This is a genomic window from Ideonella sp. FW305-24 (genome assembly GCF_058788035.1).
The window spans coordinates 1,079,184-1,099,285 of record NZ_JBYTAI010000001.1; the positions used below are offsets into that span (position 1 = coordinate 1,079,184).

Genomic DNA, 20,102 nt, shown 5'->3' on the forward strand with positions numbered 1-20,102 from the left:
GGAAGAGAGAGATTCAGGCCGAGGCTTCGGCCACCGAGCCGCCGCTGGGCAGGCGCGCCATGCGCGGGATCTCGGCGCTGAGGTGCTGCACGGCCGGGTCGGGCAGCGTGCTGAAGACGGGCATGGGCTGCGGCTGGCCTTGGGCGGCGGCCAGCGCGGCGGCAGGCAGCGGCCAGTGGTCCGGGCCGTGGTGGGGGATCTGTTCCATCAGCAGGTTGCCCACTTCGTAGACGAACTGGCGCGTGCCGCGGTAGCCGACGCAGCAGCGGTGCGCATTGCCGATGCGGTCGAAGATGGGCAGGCCCAAGCGGAACAGCGGCTTGGCAAGGCGCTCGGCCGCCTGCCTGCCGTGGGAGTGGGTCATCAGCAGGTCGCAGCCTGCCGCCTGCGCTGCCTTCTCGAAGTCTTCCAAGTCGCCGATGACAACCTCGGCCGCCGGCACGCGGGCCAGCATCGGCGAGGCGGTGGTGGTGACGCAGACGGCCAGCTCGGCGCCCATCTCGGCCAGCATACTGCCGGCGGCGAACAGCAGGTCAGGCTCGGCGCCCAAGGCGACCTTCACGTTGCCGAAGTGGAAGTGGCCGTCCAGCATCGCGTCCACCAGCTGGCTGCGCTGGCGGCGGATGCGCTCGGGCACGGGCTGGCCGGAGAGGCGGGCGAGCTGCTGCACCAGCGCGTCGGTCGCAGTGAGGCCGGTGAGGCGCTCGAACAGCGTGAAGGGCACGCCGCAGCGGGCCTGCAAGGCCTCGGCGGCCGGCCGCATCTGCTCGCCAATGGCGAGGGTGTGGGCCGCCGTGCCCAGCGTGCGCAATGCTGACAGCGGCGTGCCGCCCAGCGTGGTGCCCAGCCAGTCCTCGGGGATGTGGCCGTCCAGCGAGCCGGACAGGTCGGGAACGAAGACCGGCTGCAGGCCGAAGGCTTCGATCAGCTCGCGCAGTTCGTCGATGTCGCCCGGCGTGAGGTGGCAGCCGGGCAGCACGTTGATGCGCTGTGGCGCGCGCGGTGCGGCCTCTTCCTGCGGCACCTGCTGGACCAGCGCCGTGACCGCCTGGGCCCAGCCGTCCTGGAAGGCGCCGCTGTAGTCGGGCGTGGAGACGTAGACGATCTCGGTGTCGGCCAGCTCGGGGTGCTTCTTGCGGGCCAGCGCGATGTAGCCCAGCACGTCGTCGCCCTTGGTCTCGGTGAGGCCGGTGGAGCAGATGGCGATGAGCGCCGGGCGGGTGCGGCTGCGGATGTTGAGCAGCGCCTTCTCGAGGTTGTCGTAGCCACCCATGATGGTGGTGGCCTCGTTCATCGCCGTGGTCTGCAGCGGAATGGCCTCCTTGAAGTGGCGCACCAGCAGCACCAGGCCGAAGGAGGTGCAGCCCTGAGAACCGTGCATCACCGGCATGCAGCTGGCCAGGCCCATGAAGGCGAAGCTAGCGCCCAGCGGCTGACTCATCTTCAGCGGGTTGACCGCGCAGGCTTTCTTGCTCTCGCTGACATGGGCCATGGGTGCTCCTGAACCGACTCAGGGGCTGCATTCGCAGGTTTGGTGCCAACCACAAATTCTTTATGGATCAATGACTTGGGAGAAATGAACCAACCCACTTCCGACCCTGCCCTGCATGGCTTTTGAAGGGTTTGAGACAAACCGACGCTGGCTCGGCGACACTGCGCCCCTTGTCCACCTCTGGTCCGCCCTGAGCCCCTTGCCCGTGTCACTGCCTGCCCTGCCCGCCCCCCATCTGGCCACCTTGCCCAACGGGCTGCGCGTGGTCGCGCTGCCCATGCCGTGGCGTTCCACCGTGTCGCTGAGCGTGTACATCCGCACGGGCAGCCTGCACGAGAGCCAGCGCCTGGCCGGCATCAGCCATGTGGTGGAACACATGGCCTTCAAGGGCACGGCCACGCGGGACTGCCAGCGCATCAACCTGGACGCCGAGCGCCTGGGCGCCGAGGTCAATGCGCACACCGACAAGGACCACACCGCCTTCCACATCGAGGGCCTGGCCGAGGACCTGCTGAGCTTCGTGCCGCTGCTGGCCGACATCGTGCTGAACCCCAGCTTCCCGGCGGACGAGCTGGAGCGCGAGCGCCAGGTCATCCTGCACGAGCTGGCGGAGGTGGAGGAAGACCCGGCCGCCGTGGCCTTCCAGGCCTTCGACCGCGCCTGCTACGGCCGGCGCCATGCGGCGGGCCGGCCGGTGATCGGCCTGCGCGCGAACATCGAGCGCTTCAGCCGCGAGGACCTGCTGGGCTATGTGCAGGCGCAGTACGGCGCCTGCAACGTGGTGGTGGCCGCGGCCGGCCCGGTCGAACCTGATGCCTTCCTGCGCGCCGTGGAAGCGGCCTTTGGCGGCATGCCGCGCGGCGAACCGAACCTGGCCACGGCGCCGGACTGGGTGGGCGGCATCCAGCAATGCCGGCTGGCCGGCAGCTCGCAGTGCCAGGTGGTGCTGGGCTTCGAAACCCCGACGCTGACCGACAAGCGCCACGTGGCCCATGTGCTGGCCGCTGCGCTGCTGGGCGAAGGCATGAGCTCGCCCTTGCTCGACGAAATTCGCGAGCGGCGCGGGCTGGCGTACTACGCGGCCTGCACGGCCGATGTGCTGCCGATGACCGGGCAGTTCGTGATCGAGGCCGCCACCGCTTCCAGGCAGGCGGCCGAGCTGTTCACCGAGGTGGCGCGCCTGCTGCGCCGGCAGGCCGACGAGGGGCCGAACAAGGTGGGCCTGGCGCGTGCGCGCCGGCAGATGCAGGTGCGCTTCCTGCGCGGGCTGGAGCACCCCAGCCGCCGGCTGGAAGCTGCCGCGCAGGAGCTGTTCACCTTCGGCGAACTGCGGGACGCCAACGAAGGGCTGGAGCGCCTGCTGGCCGTACGGCCAAAACAGGTACAGGAAGTCTTCGAGAAGATGCTGGCCCGGCCTGCCGCGGTGGGCCTGGGCGGCAGCGTGCCGGCCCGCCTGGCCGACCAGGCGCGGGAACTGTGGACCTTCGCGTGACCCCCAGCGCGGGCCTCGGCTGATTCAGGCAGCCGCTTCGGCGGCGAGCTGTGCGGCGTCCTGCTCGACCAGCAGCGGGTCCACCGTTTCCCAGGGCGCGGGCGTGCGCACCTGGGCCCACATGGGGTTGAACAAGGCCTTGTCGATCTCGGCAATCATCGTGACCATGCCCTCGTAGCCGGCAAAGGCGTGGTGGCGCTCCTGGTTGATGTCCATCCAGGGCATGCGGGCCTTGAGGGCCACGAACTGGCTGCGGCCACCGCTGAGCATGATGTCCGCTTTCGCCTCGCGCAGCATGGCGTACATCTGGCGCGGGGTCATGTCGTCGATCATGTGGGCATCGGCCTCCTCGCCCATGATCTGCTTGATCTTTTCCTTGTCTTCCTTGGTGCTCTTCTTGATGCTGGTGCCCACCACTTCGAGTCCGGCTTCCTGCAGCGCGGCAACCACGCTCCAGCTTTTCACGCCGCCGGTGATCAGCAGCACCTTCTTGCCGGCCAGGCGCTGCTTGTAGGCGCGGATGCGCTCCCAGGCTCGCGCCTCCTCCACCGCGATCAAGGCCTCGGTGCGGTCCTGCAGCTCCGCCGGCGCGCCGCGCTCCACCAGCAGCCGGGCGATCTCGCGCAGCGTCTCGCTCATGTCGCCAATGCCGTAGAACGAGCCTTCGAAGAACGGGATGTCCCAGCGCTGCTGCATGCGCGTGGCGATGTTGATCATGGACTTGGAGCAGACCATCATGTTGGCCCGTGCTCGGTGGGCCGAGGCCACCTCGGCGTAGCGCCCATCGCCCGAGATGCAGCTGAGGATGCGCACGCCCAGGGCGTCCAGCAGCGGCTTGACCTGCCAGAGCTCGCCAGAGAGGTTGTATTCGCCGATGATGTTGATGTCGTAGGGCGTCGTGTGCGTGGGCTCAACGGTGCCGATCACGTAATCCAGCAGGGCCTCGGCGCCCAGCTTGTTGCCCAGGTTCTTGGGGCCGGCAAAGCCGGGTGCGTTCACCGGGATGACCGGCTTGCCGAACTTCTCGGCAGCGCGCTTGCAGACGGCCTCGATGTCATCTCCGATCAGGCCGGTGACGCAGGTCTGGTAGACGAAGATGGCGGCCGGGTCGTACTTCTCGCAGATCTCGCGGATGGACTTGAACAGGCGCTTCTCGGCGCCGTAGATCACGTCAAGCTCGTTGATGTCGGTGGTGAAGCCGGTGCGGTAGAGCTGGGAGCCGGAGGACGCGCTGTGTCGGTTGTCCCAGGAGTTGCCTTCGCAGGCGATGGGGCCATGCACCAGGTGAGCCACGTCGACAATGGGCTGCAGCGCGATCTTGGCGCCGTCGAAGGCGCAGCCGCCGGCCGCAGCGCCGGGCGTGAGCTGCTTGGTGCAGCCCTTCTTGCGTTCCTTCTCGCTCTTGCCCTGGTTCTTGTCGCAGCCGGGCTCATCGAAGACCTGGGCAATCTTGGCTTGAAGCGATGCGGACATGACGGGCCTCCCGGCTGAGCGACGAACAAACAAGGCGGTTCGTGCCTGCCATTGCAGCTTCGGTGCCAGGCCTGCCGGGCCGCACCAAGGTCTTGCAAATCAAGGGCTTGCAGCGCCGGCATGGCCGGCATCCGACGGTGCGAGGCGTGCCGCGATTGGCGGCTTTGCGACAAAGTCCGCAGCAGCGCCTCACTTGACGCGCTGCTTCTCCAGCTTGCGCGCCAGCGTGCGGCGGTGCATGCCCAGGCGGCGTGCGGTTTCGGAGATGTTGAAGTTGGTCGCGGCCAGCGTGTCGTGGATGTGTTCCCACTCCAGCGTCTTGATGGACGTGGTGCGCTCGGTCAGCTCCACTTCGGTGTTGCCTTCGCTGCGGTCGAAGGCGGCAATGATGTCGTCGGTGTTGGCCGGCTTGGCCAGGTAGTGGCGCGCGCCCAGCTTGATGGCTTCGACCGCGGTGGCGATGCTGGCGTAGCCGGTGAGGACCACCACCACCATCTCCGGGTTGTGCGCCAGCAGCACCTGCACGCAGGCCAGGCCTGAAGAGCCGTTGGCGAGCTTGAGGTCGACGACGGCGTATTCGGGGCTGTGCAGCGGCAGCAAAGCCTGCACGCCGTCCAGGCTGGCAGCGCGGCGCACCTCGTAGCCGCGGCGCTCGAAGGAGCGGGCCAGCGTGCGCGCAAACGCGTCGTCGTCCTCGACGATCAGCAGTTGCGGTTCAGTGTCCATGGCGGCTTCTTTCGGATTTCTGCAACGTGAGGCTGGCCAGCGGCAGCGTCACGCTGACCTCGGCGCCGCCTTCGGCAGGGTTGCGGGCCATGATGCGCCCGCCCAGCAAACGGGCCACGTTGACCGACAGGAACAGGCCCAGGCCACGACCGGGCTTGTTCTTGGTGGATTGGTAGGGCTGGCCGAAGTGGGCCAGCATGTCCTCGGCAAAGCCGGGGCCCTGGTCCTGCACGCGCAGCACCAGCATGTCGTCTTCACAGCTCGCCAGCAGGTGCAACAATCCCTGCGGCGCGGCTTCCAGCGCGTTGTCCAGCACATTGCAGATCATCTGCTTCAGGGCGGTATCCGACACGATGGGAAGGTCGGGTGCGTCGCTGCGCTCGTAGACGAATTCGGCTGGCTGGCGCGTGAGCTGCCATTCGGTGGCCAGTTCGTCCAGGAAGGCATGCAGCGTGGTCAGCACAGGTGATTCACCGCGGGCCTCGCCGGCGGCCATCAGGATGCCGCTGACAATGGTCTTGCAGCGTTTGAGCTGGGCCTGCATTTCCTCGATTTCCTCGCGCAGCTCCGGGTCGCCGGCAAACGGCGCCATGCGCGACCAGTCGCCGACGATGACCGACAGCGTGGCCAGCGGCGTGCCCAGCTCGTGGGCCGCGCCGGTGGCCAGCAGGCCCATGCGCACGATGTGGCCCTCTTCGGCGGCGCGCTGGCGCAGGTCGGCCAGGCGAGCGTCGCGCTGGCGCAGGTTGCTGCCGATGCGGCCGATGAAGATCACCAGTAGCGCGGCGTTGATCAGGAAACACATCAGCAGCCCGCCGATGTAATGCATGGACAGCGGCGAGTCGTCCAGGTCCGGCAGGATCAGCGGGTGATGCCACTGGGTCAGCACCACCAGGCACAGCGAGGTGAGGCCGACCATGGCCCAGACAAACGGCGTGCTCAGCAGCACGGCAGTGACGACCACCTGCAGCAGGTAGAGGAAGACGAAGGGGTTGGTGATGCCGCCGCTGAAGAACAGCTGGCCGGTGAGCACCAGCACGTCCACCAGCAGGCCTGCGAACAGCTCTGCCTGGCTGATCTCGCGGCTGGCGCGGGCCCGCAGGCCGCAGGCCAGGTTGAACATCGCCAGCGAGGCCAGCAGGATCAGCATTTCGCGGATCGGCAGCGCCAGGTCCAGCACCAGCTGCACGGTGCCGATGGTGGCGAGCTGCCCCGCCACGGCGACCCAGCGCAGCTGGATCAGCTGCAGCAGGTTCTTGCGGCCGGCCAGGCGTTCGGGCGCACGGCCGATTTCGGCAGTGGGCCGCGCAGGCTCAGCCTCGGCGATCGGCAGCGGGGTCAGGAGCGGCATGGGCGGTGGTGGCGGCAGGAAGTTGCCGCTGCCAGGCCCGGCGGGACAGCCAGATCAGCGCTGCGGCCAGCATGGCCGCCAGCGTGAACCAGGTGACGGCGTAAACCAGGTGATTGTTGCTGAAGTTCAGCACCGTCAGGCCTGCGCGCGGCCAGGTCTCGGGTGTGCCGTCGGCGCCTGCAGCTCCGGGCGGCAAGGCCTGGTCGACGAAATAAGGGGCAACCAGACCGTTCAGGCCACGCGCGGCGGCAATGGCCTGCACGTCACGCGAATACCAGCGCCCTGCCGCCGGGTCGTTGGCCTGCAGCAGGCTGCCCTTGGGTTCGGTGAGCCGCAGCAGGCCGGTCAGCACCTGCGGGCCTTGCGGCTCGGTGGCCAGCCGGCTTTCGCGGCTGCGGAACTCGGGCGGCACGTAGCCGCGGTTGACCAGCAGCCAGAAGCCCTGGCGGGTGTGCAGCGGCGTCAGCACCCAATAGCCGGTGCCGTATTCGGTGCTGGCACGCACCAGGGTTTCGCGGCCGTGGTCGAACTCGCCCTGCAGCTGCAGGCGGCGATATTCGTCGGCGTTGCGGTTCAGCGCCGGCCAGTCGGCCTGGGCCGGTGCAGCCACCGGCGGGGCGACCTGCTGGCGTGTCACGCGGGCGATCAGGTCCTGCTTCCAGGCCAGGCGCTTGACCTGCCAGGTGCCCAGCGCGAGCAGCCCGGCCAGCACCAGCCCGCCGGCCAGCAGGGCCACGAACAACGCCAGCCGCCCGCGCGGCGTGTGCGCGGCGTCAGCGCCCTGCGTCATGTGCCTGGCGTGCGCTCGCATGAGGAAACGCCGGGCCGCCCCAGGTTTCCTCGTCCCCCTCGGGGGGCCTGACGCCCAGCGACAGGTCTGGGGGCACCGTTACGGCGCGGTGCGCATGTCGTGCATCGGCATCATGTTGGTGTTCAGGTGGTACATCACCCAGATCGAACCCGACAACATGATGAAGACGACGCCAGCGGTGAAGATCAGCGCCAGCATGGACCAGCCGCCTTCGACCTTGGCATTCATGTGCAGGAAGTACACCATGTGCACGACGATCTGCACCGCGGCAAAGCCGAGGATCACGGCAGCGGTGACGCCGGAGGACGGCAGCACCTTGGCCATCACCAGCCAGAACGGAATGGCGGTGAGCACGACCGACAGCAGGAAGCCGACCAGGTAGCCCTTGAAGCTGGCGTGGTAGGCGATGTCGCCGTGGTGGTCGTCATGGTCATGGTGGCCCTGACCGCGCTTTTGCAGGTGGGAGTTCGTCTCGACGACGTGGGTGCGGTGGTCGCTCATGGCAGCGTGCCCATCAGGTAGACAAAGGTGAAGACGCCGATCCACACGACGTCCAGGAAGTGCCAGAACATCGACAGGCAGACCAGGCGGCGCTTGTTCTCGAGGATCAGGCCACCCCGGTTGACCTGCACCATCAGCGTCACCAGCCAGATGATGCCGAAGGTGACGTGCAGGCCGTGGGTGCCGACCAGCGTGAAGAAGGAGGACAGGAAGGCGCTGCGCTGCGGGCCGGCACCTTCATGGATCAGGTGCGCGAACTCGGTCAGCTCCAGCCCCAGGAAGGCCAGGCCGAACAGGCCGGTGATGCCCAGCCAGAGCAGCACGCCGTTCTTGCGGCCTGCCTGCATCTGCAGCATCGCGAAGCCGTAGGTGATGGACGAGAACAGCAGCATCGCGGTGTTGGCCGCGACGACCGGCAGGTCGAACAGGTCGGCACCCGACGGGCCGGCCGCATAGCTGCGACCGAGCACGGCGTAGCAGCCGAACAGCACCGCGAAGATGAGGCAGTCGCTCATCAGGTACAGCCAGAAGCCCAGCAGCGTGCCCTGCTCGGGGTGGTGGTGGCCGTCGTCGTAGAAGACCGGCGCTTCGGCGCCGGCGGCTAGCGTGGGGGAAGAACTCATGTTGGACTTCTCAGGTGATCGGTCGGCTTCAGGTCAAGCCAGCGCGGCCAGGGCCTTGGTGCGGGCGTCTTCGGTGCGGGTGACCTCGTCAGCCGGGATGTGGAAGTCGCGCTTGTAGTTGAAGGTGTGCACGATGACGGCCACCAGCATCGCGACAAACGACAGGCCGGCGAGCAGCCACATGTGCCAGATCATCGCGAAACCGAAGGCCGCGCAGATCACCGAGATCACGAAGCCGGCGGCCGTGTTCTTAGGCATGTGGATGGCCTTGAAGCCGCTGGTCGGGCGTTGATGGCCGCGCTGCTTCATGTCGTGCCAGGCGTCGTTGTCGTGCACCAGCGGCGTGAACGCGAAGTTGTAGTCCGGCGGCGGCGACGAGGTCGACCATTCCAGCGTGCGGGCATTCCACGGGTCGCCGGTCAGGTCGCGCAGCTGTTCGCGCTTGAGGTAGCTGACCAGCAGCTGGATCAGGAACGAGCCGATGCCCAGCGCGATCAGCACCGCGCCGAAGGCAGCGATGACAAACCAGATCTGCAGCGACGGGTCGTCGAAGTGGCTCATGCGGCGGGTCACGCCCATCAGGCCCAGCACGTACAGCGGCATGAACGCGAAGTAGAAGCCGATGACCCAGAACCAGAACGAGCACTTGCCCCAGAACGGGTCCAGCTTGAAGCCGAAGACCTTGGGGAACCAGTAGCTGATGCCGGCGAAGGCACCGAACACCACGCCGCCAATGATGACGTTGTGGAAGTGGGCGATCAGGAACAGGCTGTTGTGCAGCACGAAGTCGGCTGGGGGCACGGCCAGCAGCACACCGGTCATGCCGCCGATCACGAAAGTGATCATGAAGGCCACGGTCCACATCATCGGCAGCTCGAAGCGGATGCGGCCACGGTACATCGTGAACAGCCAGTTGAAAATCTTCGCCCCGGTCGGGATCGAGATGATCATCGTCGTGATGCCGAAGAACGAGTTCACGCTGGCACCGGAGCCCATCGTGAAGAAGTGGTGCAGCCAGACCAGGTAGGACAGGATGGTGATGACGACGGTCGCGTAGACCATCGAGGCATAACCGAACAAGCGCTTGCTGGAGAAGGTGGAGACGACTTCAGAGAAGATGCCGAACACCGGCAGCACCAGGATGTAGACCTCCGGGTGACCCCAGATCCAGATCAGGTTCACGTACATCATCGCGTTGCCGCCAAGATCGTTCGTGAAGAAGTTGGTGCCGACGTAGCGGTCCAGGCTGAGCAGCACCAGCACGGCGGTCAGGATCGGGAAGGCAGCGACGATCAGCACGTTGGTGCACAGCGCAGTCCAGGTGAAGACCGGCATCTTCATCATCGTCATGCCGGGCGCGCGCATCTTGATGATGGTGGCGATCAGGTTGATGCCTGACAGCGATGTGCCCACCCCCGCAATCTGCAGGGACCAGATGTAGTAGTCCACCCCCACGTCAGGACTTGCCAGGATGCCCGACAGCGGCGGGTAGGCCAGCCAGCCGGTGCGGGCGAATTCGCCGACGAACAGCGAGGCCATCACCAGCGCGCCGCCGCTGGCCGTCATCCAGAAGCTGAAGTTGTTCAGGAACGGGAAGGCCACGTCACGGGCGCCGATCTGCAGCGGCACCACGTAGTTCATGAAGCCGGTGACCAGCGGCATCGCCACGAAGAAGATCATGATCACGCCGTGGGCGGTGAAGACCTGGTCGTAGTGGTGCGGCGGCAGGAAGCCGGCCGAGTCGCCGAAGGCCATGGCCTGCTGGGCCCGCATCATCAACGCGTCGGCGAAGCCGCGCAGCAGCATGATCAGGCCCATCACGATGTACATGATGCCGATCTTCTTGTGGTCGATGCTGGTGATCCAGTCGCGCCAGAAGGGGCCCCAGACGCGGTAGCGCGTCATCAGCGCCAGCAGCGTCAGGCCGCCCAGCGCGACCATGATGAAGGTGCCTATCAGGATGGGCTCGTGATAGGGGATCGCCTCAAGACTGAGGCGACCAAAGATGAGCGTGCTGAGGTCGTGTGGATCGGACATCATGATCTCGGAAAACTGGTGCCGCGGCGGCCATGCGCATTGTCACGGCCGAGGCGCGGCGGGCAGATGGAAAAAGCGGGGTCTCTGGCCTCAGGGGCGGGCCGCGCCAGCCTCAGGGGCGGGCCAGCAGCGGCCGGCCGTCCGGATTCTCCGGCGTGCAGATGGCCGCGACATAGGTCTGGTCGGCTTCGCGCCAGGTGCGGCTGGCCACGCCGGTGACGCTGCCCTTGCCCAGGCCGCCAGCGGCGTCGATCGCCATCATCTGGCCGGTGCACATCTTGTTGGTGTCGACGCAGCGGTTCAGGATCGCGTCGTACAGCGCCTTGTCGACACTGGCGTAGCGCCGCACCGGCTCGCGCTCGCTGGGCTTTTCCAGCTCGGTGTAGACCGCGCGGTCCAGCGGCGTGCCCTGGGCCTTGTTGCTGTCGACCCATTTGGCGAAGTCGGCGTCCGACAGGCCCTGGAACTTGAAGCGCATGTGCGAGAAGCCGGCACCGCTGTAGTTGGCCGAGAAGCCGTCGTACACGCCGGCCTGGTTGATCACCGCGTGCAACGAGGTTTCCATGCCGGGCATGGCGTAGATCTGGCCAGCCAGCGCGGGCACGTAGAACGAGTTCATCACCGTGGAGGCGGTGATCCGGAAGCGGATGGGGCGGTCCACCGGCGCGGCCAGTTCGTTGACCGTCGCAATGCCTTGCTCGGGATAGATGAACAGCCACTTCCAGTCCAGCGCCACGACCTGCACTTCCAGCGGCTTCACGTCGGCCGGCAGCGCGCGGGCGGCGTCGATGCGGTCCAGCGGGCGGTACGGGTCCAGCTTGTGGGTGCTGATCCAGGTCAGCGCGCCCAGCGCGATGATGATCAGCAGCGGTGCACCCCAGATCAGCAACTCGAGTTTGGTCGAGTGGTCCCAGTCGGGCGTGTAGATTGCCTCCTGGTTGGACTGGCGGTAGCGCCACGCGAACAGCAAGGTCAATGCGATCACCGGAATGATGATGATCAACATCAGCAGCGTGGACGTGACCACCAGCTGGGCTTGCTGGGCGGCAATGTCGCCCGAGGGCTTCATCACGACCATGTTGCAGGCCGCCAGGGGCAGCACAGCAAGCGCAGCAGCCAGGCGGGCGAGAGTTCTAGGCTTTGGGAACAACATCAGGAGAAACCAGACCAACGGGTAAACGACAGTTGTGCAGCGCGGCCGAATGTAAGCGGATTGCGCAAAACAAGCCATTGGACGTTTTGTCCAAGCCATGACCTTTCTTGCCGCAATGTCCGACTGTACTTTTTGTGGTAGGGACCCGGGGTATCCCCAGGCGTTCAGTGCAGTGATTTCAACCTATAACACCTCATGAGCAGCACACCTACCCAAACTCTGTCGCACCCAGGCCTCTCAACGCCCAGCCGCGGCCATGTGCCGATGGTGGACCACCAGAACGAGCCGAGCGTCGCCCCTGGCGACATCGCGGTCGGCGTGGTCATCGGACGCGCCTCGGAATACTTCGACTTCTTTGTCTACGGCATCGCCTCGGTGCTGGTCTTCCCGTCGCTGTTTTTCCCGTTCGTGGACCGACTGGAAGGCACCTTGCTGGCATTTGCGCTGTTCGCAGCCGCTTTTGTCGTGCGGCCCGCAGGCACGCTGATCGGCATGCAGATCCAGCGCCGCTTCGGCCGCAGCACCAAGCTGACGGTCGCGCTGTTCCTGCTGGGCACGTCCACTGCGGTGATGGCCTTGCTGCCCAGCTACGAGCAGGCGGGCACGATGGCCATCGTGCTGCTGGCGCTGTGCCGGCTCGGCCAGGGACTGGCAATGGGCGGCTCCTGGGATGGCCTGCCCTCGCTGCTGGCCATGAATGCGCCCGCAGGCAGGCGCGGCTGGTACGCGATGCTGGGCCAGCTGGGTGCACCGCTGGGCTTCCTGATCGCCTGCAGCCTGTTCGCCTACCTGTGGAACGGCCTGACGACGGTGGACTTCCTGAGCTGGGGCTGGCGCTACCCGTTCTTCGCGGCCTTCGCGATCAACGTCGTCGCGCTGTTCGCCCGGCTGCGCCTGGTGGTGACCCATGAATACGAGCAGGAACTGCAGGCCCGGGAACTGGAACCCTGCAATGTGGCCGACCTGGTCGGGCTGCAAGGACCGAACCTGTTCATTGGCGCCTTTGCCCCGCTGGCCAGCTACGCGCTGTTCCACATCGTGACCATCTTCCCGCTGTCGTGGATCCTGCTGTATTCGCAACAGAACGTCGGCAGCTTCCTTTCGCTGCAGATCGTCGGCGCACTGCTGGCAGGCGCCGCGATGCTGCTGTCGGGCCGACTGGCCGACCGCATTGGCCGGCGCCGCACGCTGGGCCTGCTGGCCGGCCTGATCGCGGCATTCAGCCTGTTCATCCCCTTGCTGCTCAATGGCGGCAAGAGCGGACAGGACTTGTTCGTGCTGATCGGTTTTGCACTGCTGGGCCTGTCCTACGGCCAGGCCGCCGGCACCGTGACCTCGAACTTCCTGCCGCGCTTCCGCTACACCGGCGCTGCGCTGACTGCAGACCTGGCCTGGCTGATTGGCGCAGCCTTCGCGCCGCTGGTGGCACTCGGCCTGTCGGCCCGCTTCGGGCTGGTGTCGGTGACGGTCTACCTGCTGTCCGCGGCGGCCTGCACGCTGCTGGCGCTGCGCTTCAACCGCATGATGCGTGACAGCGGCGAATGAAAGCCGTGGGCATGCGCTCTTCGTGTCTGTGGGCAGCGAAACGGCCGCCCTGTCACCTGCGCTTGCAAAAGTAGGCTTCGTCCTACAACCCGGCGCCGCGCAGGGGGCTAGACTTCTCACGGGGCCGACATCCTCCCTCCCTCCCTTTCAGTCGGCCTCTTTGGCACCCTCGCGGTGCCATTTCTTTTTGTGCCGCGCGTTTTGACTTTTCAAGCGGGAACGGGCGATGCAAATCGCCTCCAATCGCCTCCCACCAGCCCAGCAGCTCGGCTGCTGTCCATTCCACCGGTTTTCCGAAAGCGCAAAGAAAAACGCCTCAGAGCCATGAGCTCTGAGGCGTTGATCTGAACCGAAGTTCTGGTGCGGCTGGCAGGATTCGAACCCACGACCCCTTGGTTCGTAGCCAAGTACTCTATCCAACTGAGCTACAGCCGCTTGCTGTTCGCTGAAGCTAGCAGTATATGCCGGATTAAACTTGCCGCGCAAGTGTTCGGCCGAAAAATTTGGGCACCTCGGCTGGGCGCCCCGCTGACGCCCCGGAGCGTACTGCCGCGACGCTGGCCAGACGGAGGCAGCGCCCACGAAACCTCACTGCGCCGTGACCTTGGCGGTGCGCACCACGCGGCCCCATTTCACGATGTCCGAATCGATCAGCTTCGCGAACTGCTCTGGCGTGCTCTGCAAGGGCTCCACGCCCAGCCTGGCGAACTGATCGCGCACATCGCTGCCCTGGGTGATGGCGGCGAGCTCACGGTTGAGCCGCAGCACCAGTTCGGGCGGCGTGGCTGCCGGCACCACGATGCCGAACCAGGACTCGGCCAGCAAGTCCGGCAGGCCCACCTCGGTGGCCGAAGGCACGTCCGGTGTCACAGGGGAGCGCTGCGCACTGGTGACCACCAGCCCGCGCAGCTTGCCCGCGCGGATCTGCGGCGCCAGGATGGCCACGGTGTCGGACGCCACCTGCACCTGGTTGCCCAGCAAGGCGGTGACGGCCTGCACGCTGCCGGCAAACGGCACGTGCAGCATGTCCACGCCGGCCTGTGCTTTCAGCAACTCGCCGGTCAGGTGGCAGGTCGTGCCATTGCCGCAGGAGGTGAAGGCCAGCGCGCTGGGTTGGCGCTTGGCCTCGGCGATCAGCTGCGGCAAGGTCTGGATGGGCGACGCGGCATTGACCGCGATGATGAACGCAGTCGACGCCACCAGCCCCACCGGCGCGAAGCTCTTGACCGGGTCATAGGGCAGCTTGGCATGCAGCGCGGGGTTGATCGCGAGCTGGCCATTGGTTGCCAGCGACAAGGTGTAGCCGTCCGGCGCCGCCTGTGCAGCGGCCTGCGCCGCGACGATGGTGCCGGCGCCCGGCCGGTTCTCGACCACCACCGACTGCCCCAGGCGCTCACCCAGCTTGGCGGCCACCGCGCGGGCAATGACGTCGGCCGCGCCGCCAGGTGGGAATGGCACGATCAGGCGCAGCGGGCGAGCGGGCCAGGCGTCCGGTTGCGCCGCGGCTGGCTGGATGCCGAACGCCAGCAGCGCCAGCGCGCCGGCCAGGGCCAGCCGGCCCATTCGCCGCAGCGCAAAGCCTGGCGCCTTCTGCGGCGGGTTCAACAACGAGACGGCATCAACAAGGGAACGGGGGAAAACAGCACTCACGCAACAGCTCCGGCCGCAGGCCAACGCTGCGGAATCGGGGCCACGTTACGGACGCCAAACCTCCGTGGGAACTGATATTTATCGCCATCATCATGCGGGTTGCGCATGATGATGCATCGCCAAATTGCGCGACCAAGCTCCGGGAGGTTCACCCCTGCCCGGCCAGCAGTGCCAGCACTTTGCTGGTCACCAGCTCGCAGACGCGGCGCTCCGAATCCGTGGTCAGCCCGGCGATGTGCGGCGTGAGCAACAGGTTCGGCGGTGGCTCGGCGAAGGTGGAGCCGGCGGGCAAGGGTTCGGTGTCGAAAACGTCCAGTGCCGCGCCGTGCAGCCGGCCGGCGCGCAGCGCGTCCAGCAGCGCGGTGGTGTCCACCACGCCACCGCGCGCGGTGTTGATCAGCACCGCGTCGGGCTTCATGCGGGCCAACTGCTCGGCGCCGATCAGGCCGCGGGTCTCGGGTGTCAAAGGCAGGTGCAGGCTCAGCACGTCGCTCTGCGCCAGCATCTCGTCCAGCGACAGCAAGGGCACGCCGGCCAACTCGGGCAGGTGCTCGTCCGGCGCGCCCGTCGCCGAGGCGATCACCCGCATGCCGATGCCTTGCGCCAGGCTCGCGGTGAGCTGGCCGATGGAGCCGAAACCGATGATGCCGATCACCGCACCGGCAATCTCGCGGCCCTGGCTGGCAGGGCCGCGCGGCCAGCGCCCGGCCGCCACATCCGCGGTCGCGGTGTAGCTGCCCAGGCGGCGCAGCACCATCGCGGTGGTCAGCACGTATTCGGCGACCGAGCGCGCATTCGCGCCTACCGCCGGTATGACCTCGATGCCACGCGCGCGGCAGGTGTCGAGGTCAATGTTGTCCAGCCCCACACCCAGGCGGCCGACCACGCGGCAACGCGACAGCGTCGCCAGCAGCGGGCCGCGCACCTGCGTGCGGTTGCGCACGATGAGCGCATCGGCTTCTGGCGCTGCGGCCAGCAGGTCGGCCGGGCGGTCGACCAGGCCGGGTTCATAGCGCACGTCATGCGCAGCTTGCAGGCGCGCCACCGACTCGGCGTGCATGGCTTCGGGAATCAGGATCTTCATGGGCATCAGGCAGCGGGACAGCGGCCCCTGAATAAACGCGCAAGTATCGCGAGCCTGCCGCCATGCCTTCAGCACAAAACAGGATATCGATCCTAGGAATCCGAATGACGGATCCCGAAACCGCCGCGTGGTCATCGTGCGCCAGCGCATTCGCGGCGGCATTGCCCGGGAGAGGCGCCTGGACGGCAAGCAACTGCGGCTGGACCTGGCCGGCCCGAGCGTGCACGAGGGCAACCGGCTGTGGGAGTACGCGCTGCTGGTCACAGACGTGGCCTACCCGCTGGAGTCGGTCGGTCAGTTGTACCGCGACCGCGCCGACGCGGAGAACGCCTTCGACGAAACGGCTCATCGCCAACATCGGTGCGGCTTTGCAGCACGTCAAGGCAGCTGCGGAGCAGTTCAAGGGCCTAGACCGCTGTCCCGGTGCGAGCCCGGGCATGCGTGGCCGCAAAAGGCGCCCGCTCTTTGAACCAGCTACGGGATGGATCATGCAGACCGGGCGGCCTGCAGGACCCGGTCCCGTCGAGCACTCGCAACGTATGGAGAGCTTGTGCCCCATGAGGGCACACCTTGCCGGATGGCCTGCCTTCAGACGTGAGGCAGACAACCTCTCGTGAAGCATCGCCCGATGCTTCGTCGCCACCTCGTCGGTCAGATTCTCTCCGGTCGCACGGGTAGTGAACGGTGACGAGGTGTCGTCGAAGGGAAGCCCATCAGCTCGCAGCAAGTTGTACCCAAGGCGGGTGGAACTGTTGGGTGCCCTATGAAGTCATGCGAAGGATTGGCTTGATGACCTCGCCTCGAGCGCTGTCGGCGAAGGCTTCGTTGATCTTCTCGAACGGGTAGTAGCGAACAAGCCGATCAAACGGAAAGCGCCCCGACCGATACAGCCGGATCAATTCTGGAATGAACAGCTGCGGCACGGCGTCGCCTTGAATGATGAAGCGAACGAGCGCTCCAGGGCTCAGCTTTAGTAGCTCGACGACACCATGTGGACCTGGAGCGACAAACCCGATCTGACCGAGCGTGGCCAGACCTTTCAACGCATGCGCCAGCATCTCGCTGCGGCCACTGGTCTCGAATACATAATTCACGCCTCTGCCGGTGATCGCACGCAGCGCTTCGCCCACATCCTGCTCCATCGGATTGATCGTGTGCGTGGCACCGAGTTCACGGGCTAGCGTGAGTCGGGCCTCGTTGACGTCGACCGCGATGATCGCCCTAGCCGCGATGGCGTTGGCCGCCATGATCGCGGCCAGGCCCACAGCTCCGACCCCGAACACGGCGAGAGTTTCGCCCGCCGTCATCTTGAAGGTGTTGAGCACCGCGCCGGCACCGGTCTGCAATCCGCAGCCCAGCGGAGCGAGCAATTCCAGAGGCATATCCACGGGAACCTTCACAGTATTGCGCTCGGTGGTCAGCGCATAGGTCGCGAAGGAGGACTGTCCGAAGAAGTGGCCACGCACAGCCGGGGCCTGCGAGCCGGCCGGGCGATGCACACCGATCGTGCCGTCCAGCCGCGCGCCCGAGAAGTTCACCTCGGCTTGGTGATCGCAGTAGGGATAGTGCGCCTTCAGGCACGGTTGGCAGTGGCCGCACGCCTGATAGGAAAGCACGACGTGATCGCCAGGCTTGAGCGACGTGACGGCAACCCCCACTCGTTCGACGATACCGGAACCCTCGTGGCCGAGCACGATGGGCAGCGCAGTTGGCAGCCGCTGATGCCAGACATGCGCGTCGGTCTGGCAGACGCCGCAGGCGACAATACGAACGAGCACCTCATCGGCGCGAGGCTCGTCCAGTTCCAGGTCCTGAATCTGGAACGGCTCGCCCTTGGCTTCGGCGACAGCAGCACTGATCTTGATGCTCATGTGAAGATGTCCTCGGACACGTGTTTACGCCAGCCGTTCGGCACTGTTTCGCGGGCGGTCCGTTGGTGAATACAAGTCGCGAGCCACGGCAATCCGTTTCTTCGGAGTTCAAAGATCCGCATCAAGCGCAGACCGCCCAGGCAGCCTGCATCGCGGTTTCGGCTTCGAACTCGTAGGCGCTTGCTATCACCATCGTTCTGCCGTGACCCCACCCACCTGGCCGATGGGCCGACACCAAAGATGCTTCGGGGCGAGTCGGGGATGCGAGCGCCATAGTCTTGGGATCGCTGAACTGCTGCAGGGAGTAACCACGGATCCCGATGCTAGTTCTCGGCGATCGCATGGGAGGCCGAAAGCTCACCCCGAAGCTGCACAGCCAAGGCCTGCATGTCGAGCTCTACTGCGACGGTTCCTCCCCCACAGTGACAAGAAGTCGCCCTGGAGGCGACCTGTGAGGTCAGACCTCGCGACTAGCGGTACCCGAGGATCGGCACCAGCTTTGCACCAAGCGGGCTTGTCCAATCCACCGCCAGTTCGGAGACGATCATGTCCACGGTCGTGATGATGGCGCCGGCCTGCTCCATGCGGCGCAGGGAGATGTCATCGCCGTACTTCGTGTAGGAAGCCGAAGCGTCAGCCGACACCTGTACTTCGTAACCCTCATCGAGCATCTGCAGGACCGGGAAGGTAATGCAGATCTCGGTGGTGACACCGGCGACGAACAGCTTCTTGCGACCGGTGGCTTTGACGGCCTTGTTGAACCCATCGTGATGCATGGCATTGACGATGCCGGGGCGCTTGATGCGCGCGGCATACTCTTCCGGCAGGATGGCCTGCAGTTCCGAAATCAGCGGGCCCTGGACCTGGTCTTCCATGCTGGACGTCAGCACGATCGGAATTCCCGCGGCCTTGCCGATCCGCGCCAGTTTGAGGGCATTCTGCAGGACCAGGTTGATGTCGTGGGAGTGGGTCCAGGCCATCGTGCCGACCTGATGGTCGATCAGCAGCATGGCGGAGTTCTCGGGCGTGAATACTTTCTTGTGCATCGCGATTGACTTCCGTTTCGGTGGAGACCATCGACCACGTCGGTTGGTCTGGATTGGCTTTGAAATCCGTTCGTCGGCCCCTTGATGGCTCGACGGCGTTGAGTTTGCTTCACACGCTCTGTTCGAGAAAGCCGCAAAATGCCAGCCAAATTGTTCAAATGAATCGAACATGCCAGTCGTTGGAACACCCTCGCTTGATCAGTTGCAAGTGCTCATCGCCGTTGTGCGCGAAGGCAGCTTCGCGGCCGCGGGGCGCAGGCTTCACCGCGCGACATCTGCGATCAGCTATTCAATATCCTCGCTGGAGACGCAGCTCGGACTGGAACTCTTTGATCGAACCAACGCGCGCCGCCCGAAGTTGACCAGCGCCGGCGAGACAGTGCTCGCCAAGGCCCGATCGGTAAGCAGTGGTGTGAGCGATATCAAAGCGCGCGTGGCAAGCATCCGGCAGGGTCTGGAAGCTGAGATCTCGATGGTGGTCGACGTGATGTTCCCCACGCAGAGATTGGTTGATGCCGTGCGAGCTTTTGAAGAGAAATTCCCGACCGTGACGCTGCACCTGAATCTGGAAGCATTGGGCGCAGTCTCCCAGTTGGTGCAGCGTGGCGTCGCGCGGCTGGGGATCGGCGGAATCCATCACTCCGACACCACGGGCTTCGAAGTCGTTTCAGTGGGCCAGGTCGAGATGATTCCCGTCGCGACGCCGACGCATGCCTTGGCAGGCGTGGACAGCAACGTTGTCGGCGCGGCGAAGCGACACCGTCAGCTGGTCTTGCGCGTGCGCGAAGCGTTTCAACCGGGACCCGACGTTGCCGTCTACGCGGCGGACACGTGGTCAATGTCGGATCTGGGTGCCAAGCATGCGTTGCTGTTGGCGGGATTGGGCTGGGGATACATGCCCGAGCCCGCGGTTCGCCAGGATATCGTCGACGGGCGATTGGTTCGTCTGAAGGTTCCCGAATCCCTCGGGGGCTTCTACCTGTTTCAAGCCATGTACCGCCCCGACACGCCGCCCGGCCCTGCCGGCGCTTGGTTGATCCAGACGCTGGTCGAACACGCCTGATGCTTTGGAGGCTTGCGCCGGCATGTCGCTGCTCGCCGTCGGGGTACCCGTTCTGGCCATCCGAGGCGGCACCTACCGCCTTCTTCTCGAAGATGACAAGCTCTGTCCTGCAGTTCGAGCGCCTTCAGGACCTTGGCCTTGATCGCCAGCGCCACGGCCTTCGGCCCGTTCCGACCGCCGCAAT

Annotated in this window: 17 protein-coding genes and 1 tRNA gene; 4 read left to right on the forward strand and 14 right to left on the reverse strand. The window is 66.0% G+C overall.

Annotation, left to right across the window (positions count from 1 at the left end; genetic code table 11):
- Positions 1 to 13: 13 nt before the first annotated feature.
- Positions 14 to 1,492 (reverse strand): nitrogenase iron-molybdenum cofactor biosynthesis protein NifN, encoded by a 1,479-nt coding sequence (gene nifN, locus AC3WR5_RS04825; protein WP_492482279.1) that lies wholly within the window; start codon positions 1,490 to 1,492, stop codon positions 14 to 16.
- Positions 1,493 to 1,697: 205 nt separating this feature from the next.
- On the opposite strand from nifN, the gene AC3WR5_RS04830 reads away from it, so the two are divergent.
- Positions 1,698 to 2,984, forward strand: coding sequence for a M16 family metallopeptidase (locus AC3WR5_RS04830; protein WP_492482281.1), 1,287 nt, complete (start codon positions 1,698 to 1,700; stop codon positions 2,982 to 2,984).
- Positions 2,985 to 3,008: 24 nt separating this feature from the next.
- Here the strand turns inward: AC3WR5_RS04830 and nifE are convergent, their stop codons facing one another.
- The 8 genes from nifE to cyoA all read right to left on the reverse strand — a co-directional run bounded on the left by nifE (position 3,009) and on the right by cyoA (position 11,659).
- The gene (nifE, locus tag AC3WR5_RS04835) at positions 3,009 to 4,457 is read right to left on the reverse strand and encodes a nitrogenase iron-molybdenum cofactor biosynthesis protein NifE (RefSeq protein WP_492482283.1); all 1,449 of its coding nucleotides are present in this window, start codon (positions 4,455 to 4,457) and stop codon (positions 3,009 to 3,011) included.
- A 189-nt stretch (positions 4,458 to 4,646) separates the two neighbouring features.
- The gene (locus AC3WR5_RS04840; RefSeq protein ID WP_141289892.1) at positions 4,647 to 5,183 is read right to left on the reverse strand and encodes a response regulator transcription factor; all 537 of its coding nucleotides are present in this window, start codon (positions 5,181 to 5,183) and stop codon (positions 4,647 to 4,649) included.
- Complete coding sequence (locus AC3WR5_RS04845) at positions 5,173 to 6,534, reverse strand: ATP-binding protein (protein WP_492482286.1); 1,362 nt, start codon at positions 6,532 to 6,534, stop codon at positions 5,173 to 5,175. The genes AC3WR5_RS04840 and AC3WR5_RS04845 overlap by 11 nt, the downstream gene beginning before the upstream one ends.
- Complete coding sequence (locus AC3WR5_RS04850; RefSeq protein ID WP_492482288.1) at positions 6,497 to 7,324, reverse strand: SURF1 family protein; 828 nt, start codon at positions 7,322 to 7,324, stop codon at positions 6,497 to 6,499. The genes AC3WR5_RS04845 and AC3WR5_RS04850 overlap by 38 nt, the downstream gene beginning before the upstream one ends.
- A gap of 99 nt (positions 7,325 to 7,423) precedes the next feature.
- Complete coding sequence (gene cyoD / locus AC3WR5_RS04855) at positions 7,424 to 7,846, reverse strand: cytochrome o ubiquinol oxidase subunit IV (protein WP_492482289.1); 423 nt, start codon at positions 7,844 to 7,846, stop codon at positions 7,424 to 7,426.
- A complete protein-coding gene (cyoC, locus tag AC3WR5_RS04860) occupies positions 7,843 to 8,469 on the reverse strand; it encodes a cytochrome o ubiquinol oxidase subunit III (protein WP_492482291.1) in 627 nt (208 codons plus the stop codon). Before cyoC ends, cyoD begins: the two co-directional genes overlap by 4 nt.
- A 33-nt stretch (positions 8,470 to 8,502) precedes the next feature.
- Positions 8,503 to 10,506: a cytochrome o ubiquinol oxidase subunit I gene (gene cyoB / locus AC3WR5_RS04865; protein WP_492482293.1), complete on the reverse strand. Its 2,004-nt coding sequence runs from the start codon at positions 10,504 to 10,506 to the stop codon at positions 8,503 to 8,505.
- 112 nt (positions 10,507 to 10,618) lie between these two features.
- A complete protein-coding gene (gene cyoA, locus AC3WR5_RS04870) occupies positions 10,619 to 11,659 on the reverse strand; it encodes a ubiquinol oxidase subunit II (RefSeq protein WP_492482295.1) in 1,041 nt (346 codons plus the stop codon).
- Positions 11,660 to 11,923: 264 nt separating this feature from the next.
- On the opposite strand from cyoA, the gene AC3WR5_RS04875 reads away from it, so the two are divergent.
- Positions 11,924 to 13,204, forward strand: coding sequence for an MFS transporter (locus AC3WR5_RS04875; RefSeq protein ID WP_170200937.1), 1,281 nt, complete (start codon positions 11,924 to 11,926; stop codon positions 13,202 to 13,204).
- 358 nt (positions 13,205 to 13,562) lie between these two features.
- Here the strand turns inward: AC3WR5_RS04875 and AC3WR5_RS04880 are convergent.
- From AC3WR5_RS04880 to AC3WR5_RS04890, 3 genes are all read right to left on the reverse strand, one after another.
- Positions 13,563 to 13,639, reverse strand: a tRNA-Arg gene (locus AC3WR5_RS04880).
- A gap of 153 nt (positions 13,640 to 13,792) precedes the next feature.
- Positions 13,793 to 14,854 (reverse strand): Bug family tripartite tricarboxylate transporter substrate binding protein, encoded by a 1,062-nt coding sequence (locus AC3WR5_RS04885; protein WP_492482297.1) that lies wholly within the window; start codon positions 14,852 to 14,854, stop codon positions 13,793 to 13,795.
- 148 nt (positions 14,855 to 15,002) lie between these two features.
- On the reverse strand, positions 15,003 to 15,938 hold the full coding sequence (locus tag AC3WR5_RS04890) for an NAD(P)-dependent oxidoreductase (protein WP_492482299.1): 936 nt from the start codon (positions 15,936 to 15,938) through the stop codon (positions 15,003 to 15,005).
- A 127-nt stretch (positions 15,939 to 16,065) separates the two neighbouring features.
- Here AC3WR5_RS04890 and AC3WR5_RS04895 point away from each other — a divergent pair, with 127 nt between their 5' ends.
- Positions 16,066 to 16,407 carry a hypothetical protein gene (locus AC3WR5_RS04895; protein ID WP_492482301.1) on the forward strand — a complete coding sequence of 114 codons (342 nt, stop codon included), beginning with the start codon at positions 16,066 to 16,068 and terminating at the stop codon, positions 16,405 to 16,407.
- Positions 16,408 to 16,699: 292 nt separating this feature from the next.
- Here the strand turns inward: AC3WR5_RS04895 and AC3WR5_RS04900 are convergent, their stop codons facing one another.
- Both AC3WR5_RS04900 and AC3WR5_RS04905 read right to left on the reverse strand, forming a co-directional pair.
- Complete coding sequence (locus AC3WR5_RS04900) at positions 16,700 to 17,809, reverse strand: NAD(P)-dependent alcohol dehydrogenase (protein WP_492482303.1); 1,110 nt, start codon at positions 17,807 to 17,809, stop codon at positions 16,700 to 16,702.
- Between the two features lie 470 nt (positions 17,810 to 18,279).
- Complete coding sequence (locus AC3WR5_RS04905; RefSeq protein WP_492482305.1) at positions 18,280 to 18,819, reverse strand: isochorismatase family protein; 540 nt, start codon at positions 18,817 to 18,819, stop codon at positions 18,280 to 18,282.
- A gap of 205 nt (positions 18,820 to 19,024) precedes the next feature.
- Between AC3WR5_RS04905 and AC3WR5_RS04910 the strand changes: the two genes are divergently transcribed.
- Complete coding sequence (locus tag AC3WR5_RS04910) at positions 19,025 to 19,918, forward strand: LysR family transcriptional regulator (RefSeq protein ID WP_141288567.1); 894 nt, start codon at positions 19,025 to 19,027, stop codon at positions 19,916 to 19,918.
- The last annotated feature ends 184 nt before the right edge of the window (positions 19,919 to 20,102 follow it).

What these genes read in the sequence shown, in the direction of transcription:
- cyoB (WP_492482293.1), bottom strand. Translation starts at nt 10,506, where the DNA reads ATGTCCGATCCACACGACCTCAGCACGCTCATCTTTGGTCGCCTCAGT.
- AC3WR5_RS04900 (WP_492482303.1), bottom strand. Translation starts at nt 17,809, where the DNA reads ATGAGCATCAAGATCAGTGCTGCTGTCGCCGAAGCCAAGGGCGAGCCG.
- AC3WR5_RS04890 (WP_492482299.1), bottom strand. Translation starts at nt 15,938, where the DNA reads ATGAAGATCCTGATTCCCGAAGCCATGCACGCCGAGTCGGTGGCGCGC.
- cyoA (WP_492482295.1), bottom strand. Translation starts at nt 11,659, where the DNA reads ATGTTGTTCCCAAAGCCTAGAACTCTCGCCCGCCTGGCTGCTGCGCTT.
- AC3WR5_RS04850 (WP_492482288.1), bottom strand. Translation starts at nt 7,324, where the DNA reads ATGACGCAGGGCGCTGACGCCGCGCACACGCCGCGCGGGCGGCTGGCG.
- AC3WR5_RS04905 (WP_492482305.1), bottom strand. Translation starts at nt 18,819, where the DNA reads ATGCTGCTGATCGACCATCAGGTCGGCACGATGGCCTGGACCCACTCC.
- AC3WR5_RS04845 (WP_492482286.1), bottom strand. Translation starts at nt 6,534, where the DNA reads ATGCCGCTCCTGACCCCGCTGCCGATCGCCGAGGCTGAGCCTGCGCGG.
- AC3WR5_RS04840 (WP_141289892.1), bottom strand. Translation starts at nt 5,183, where the DNA reads ATGGACACTGAACCGCAACTGCTGATCGTCGAGGACGACGACGCGTTT.
- cyoD (WP_492482289.1), bottom strand. Translation starts at nt 7,846, where the DNA reads ATGAGCGACCACCGCACCCACGTCGTCGAGACGAACTCCCACCTGCAA.
- nifN (WP_492482279.1), bottom strand. Translation starts at nt 1,492, where the DNA reads ATGGCCCATGTCAGCGAGAGCAAGAAAGCCTGCGCGGTCAACCCGCTG.
- cyoC (WP_492482291.1), bottom strand. Translation starts at nt 8,469, where the DNA reads ATGAGTTCTTCCCCCACGCTAGCCGCCGGCGCCGAAGCGCCGGTCTTC.
- nifE (WP_492482283.1), bottom strand. Translation starts at nt 4,457, where the DNA reads ATGTCCGCATCGCTTCAAGCCAAGATTGCCCAGGTCTTCGATGAGCCC.
- AC3WR5_RS04875 (WP_170200937.1), top strand. Translation starts at nt 11,924, where the DNA reads ATGGTGGACCACCAGAACGAGCCGAGCGTCGCCCCTGGCGACATCGCG.
- AC3WR5_RS04910 (WP_141288567.1), top strand. Translation starts at nt 19,025, where the DNA reads ATGCCAGTCGTTGGAACACCCTCGCTTGATCAGTTGCAAGTGCTCATC.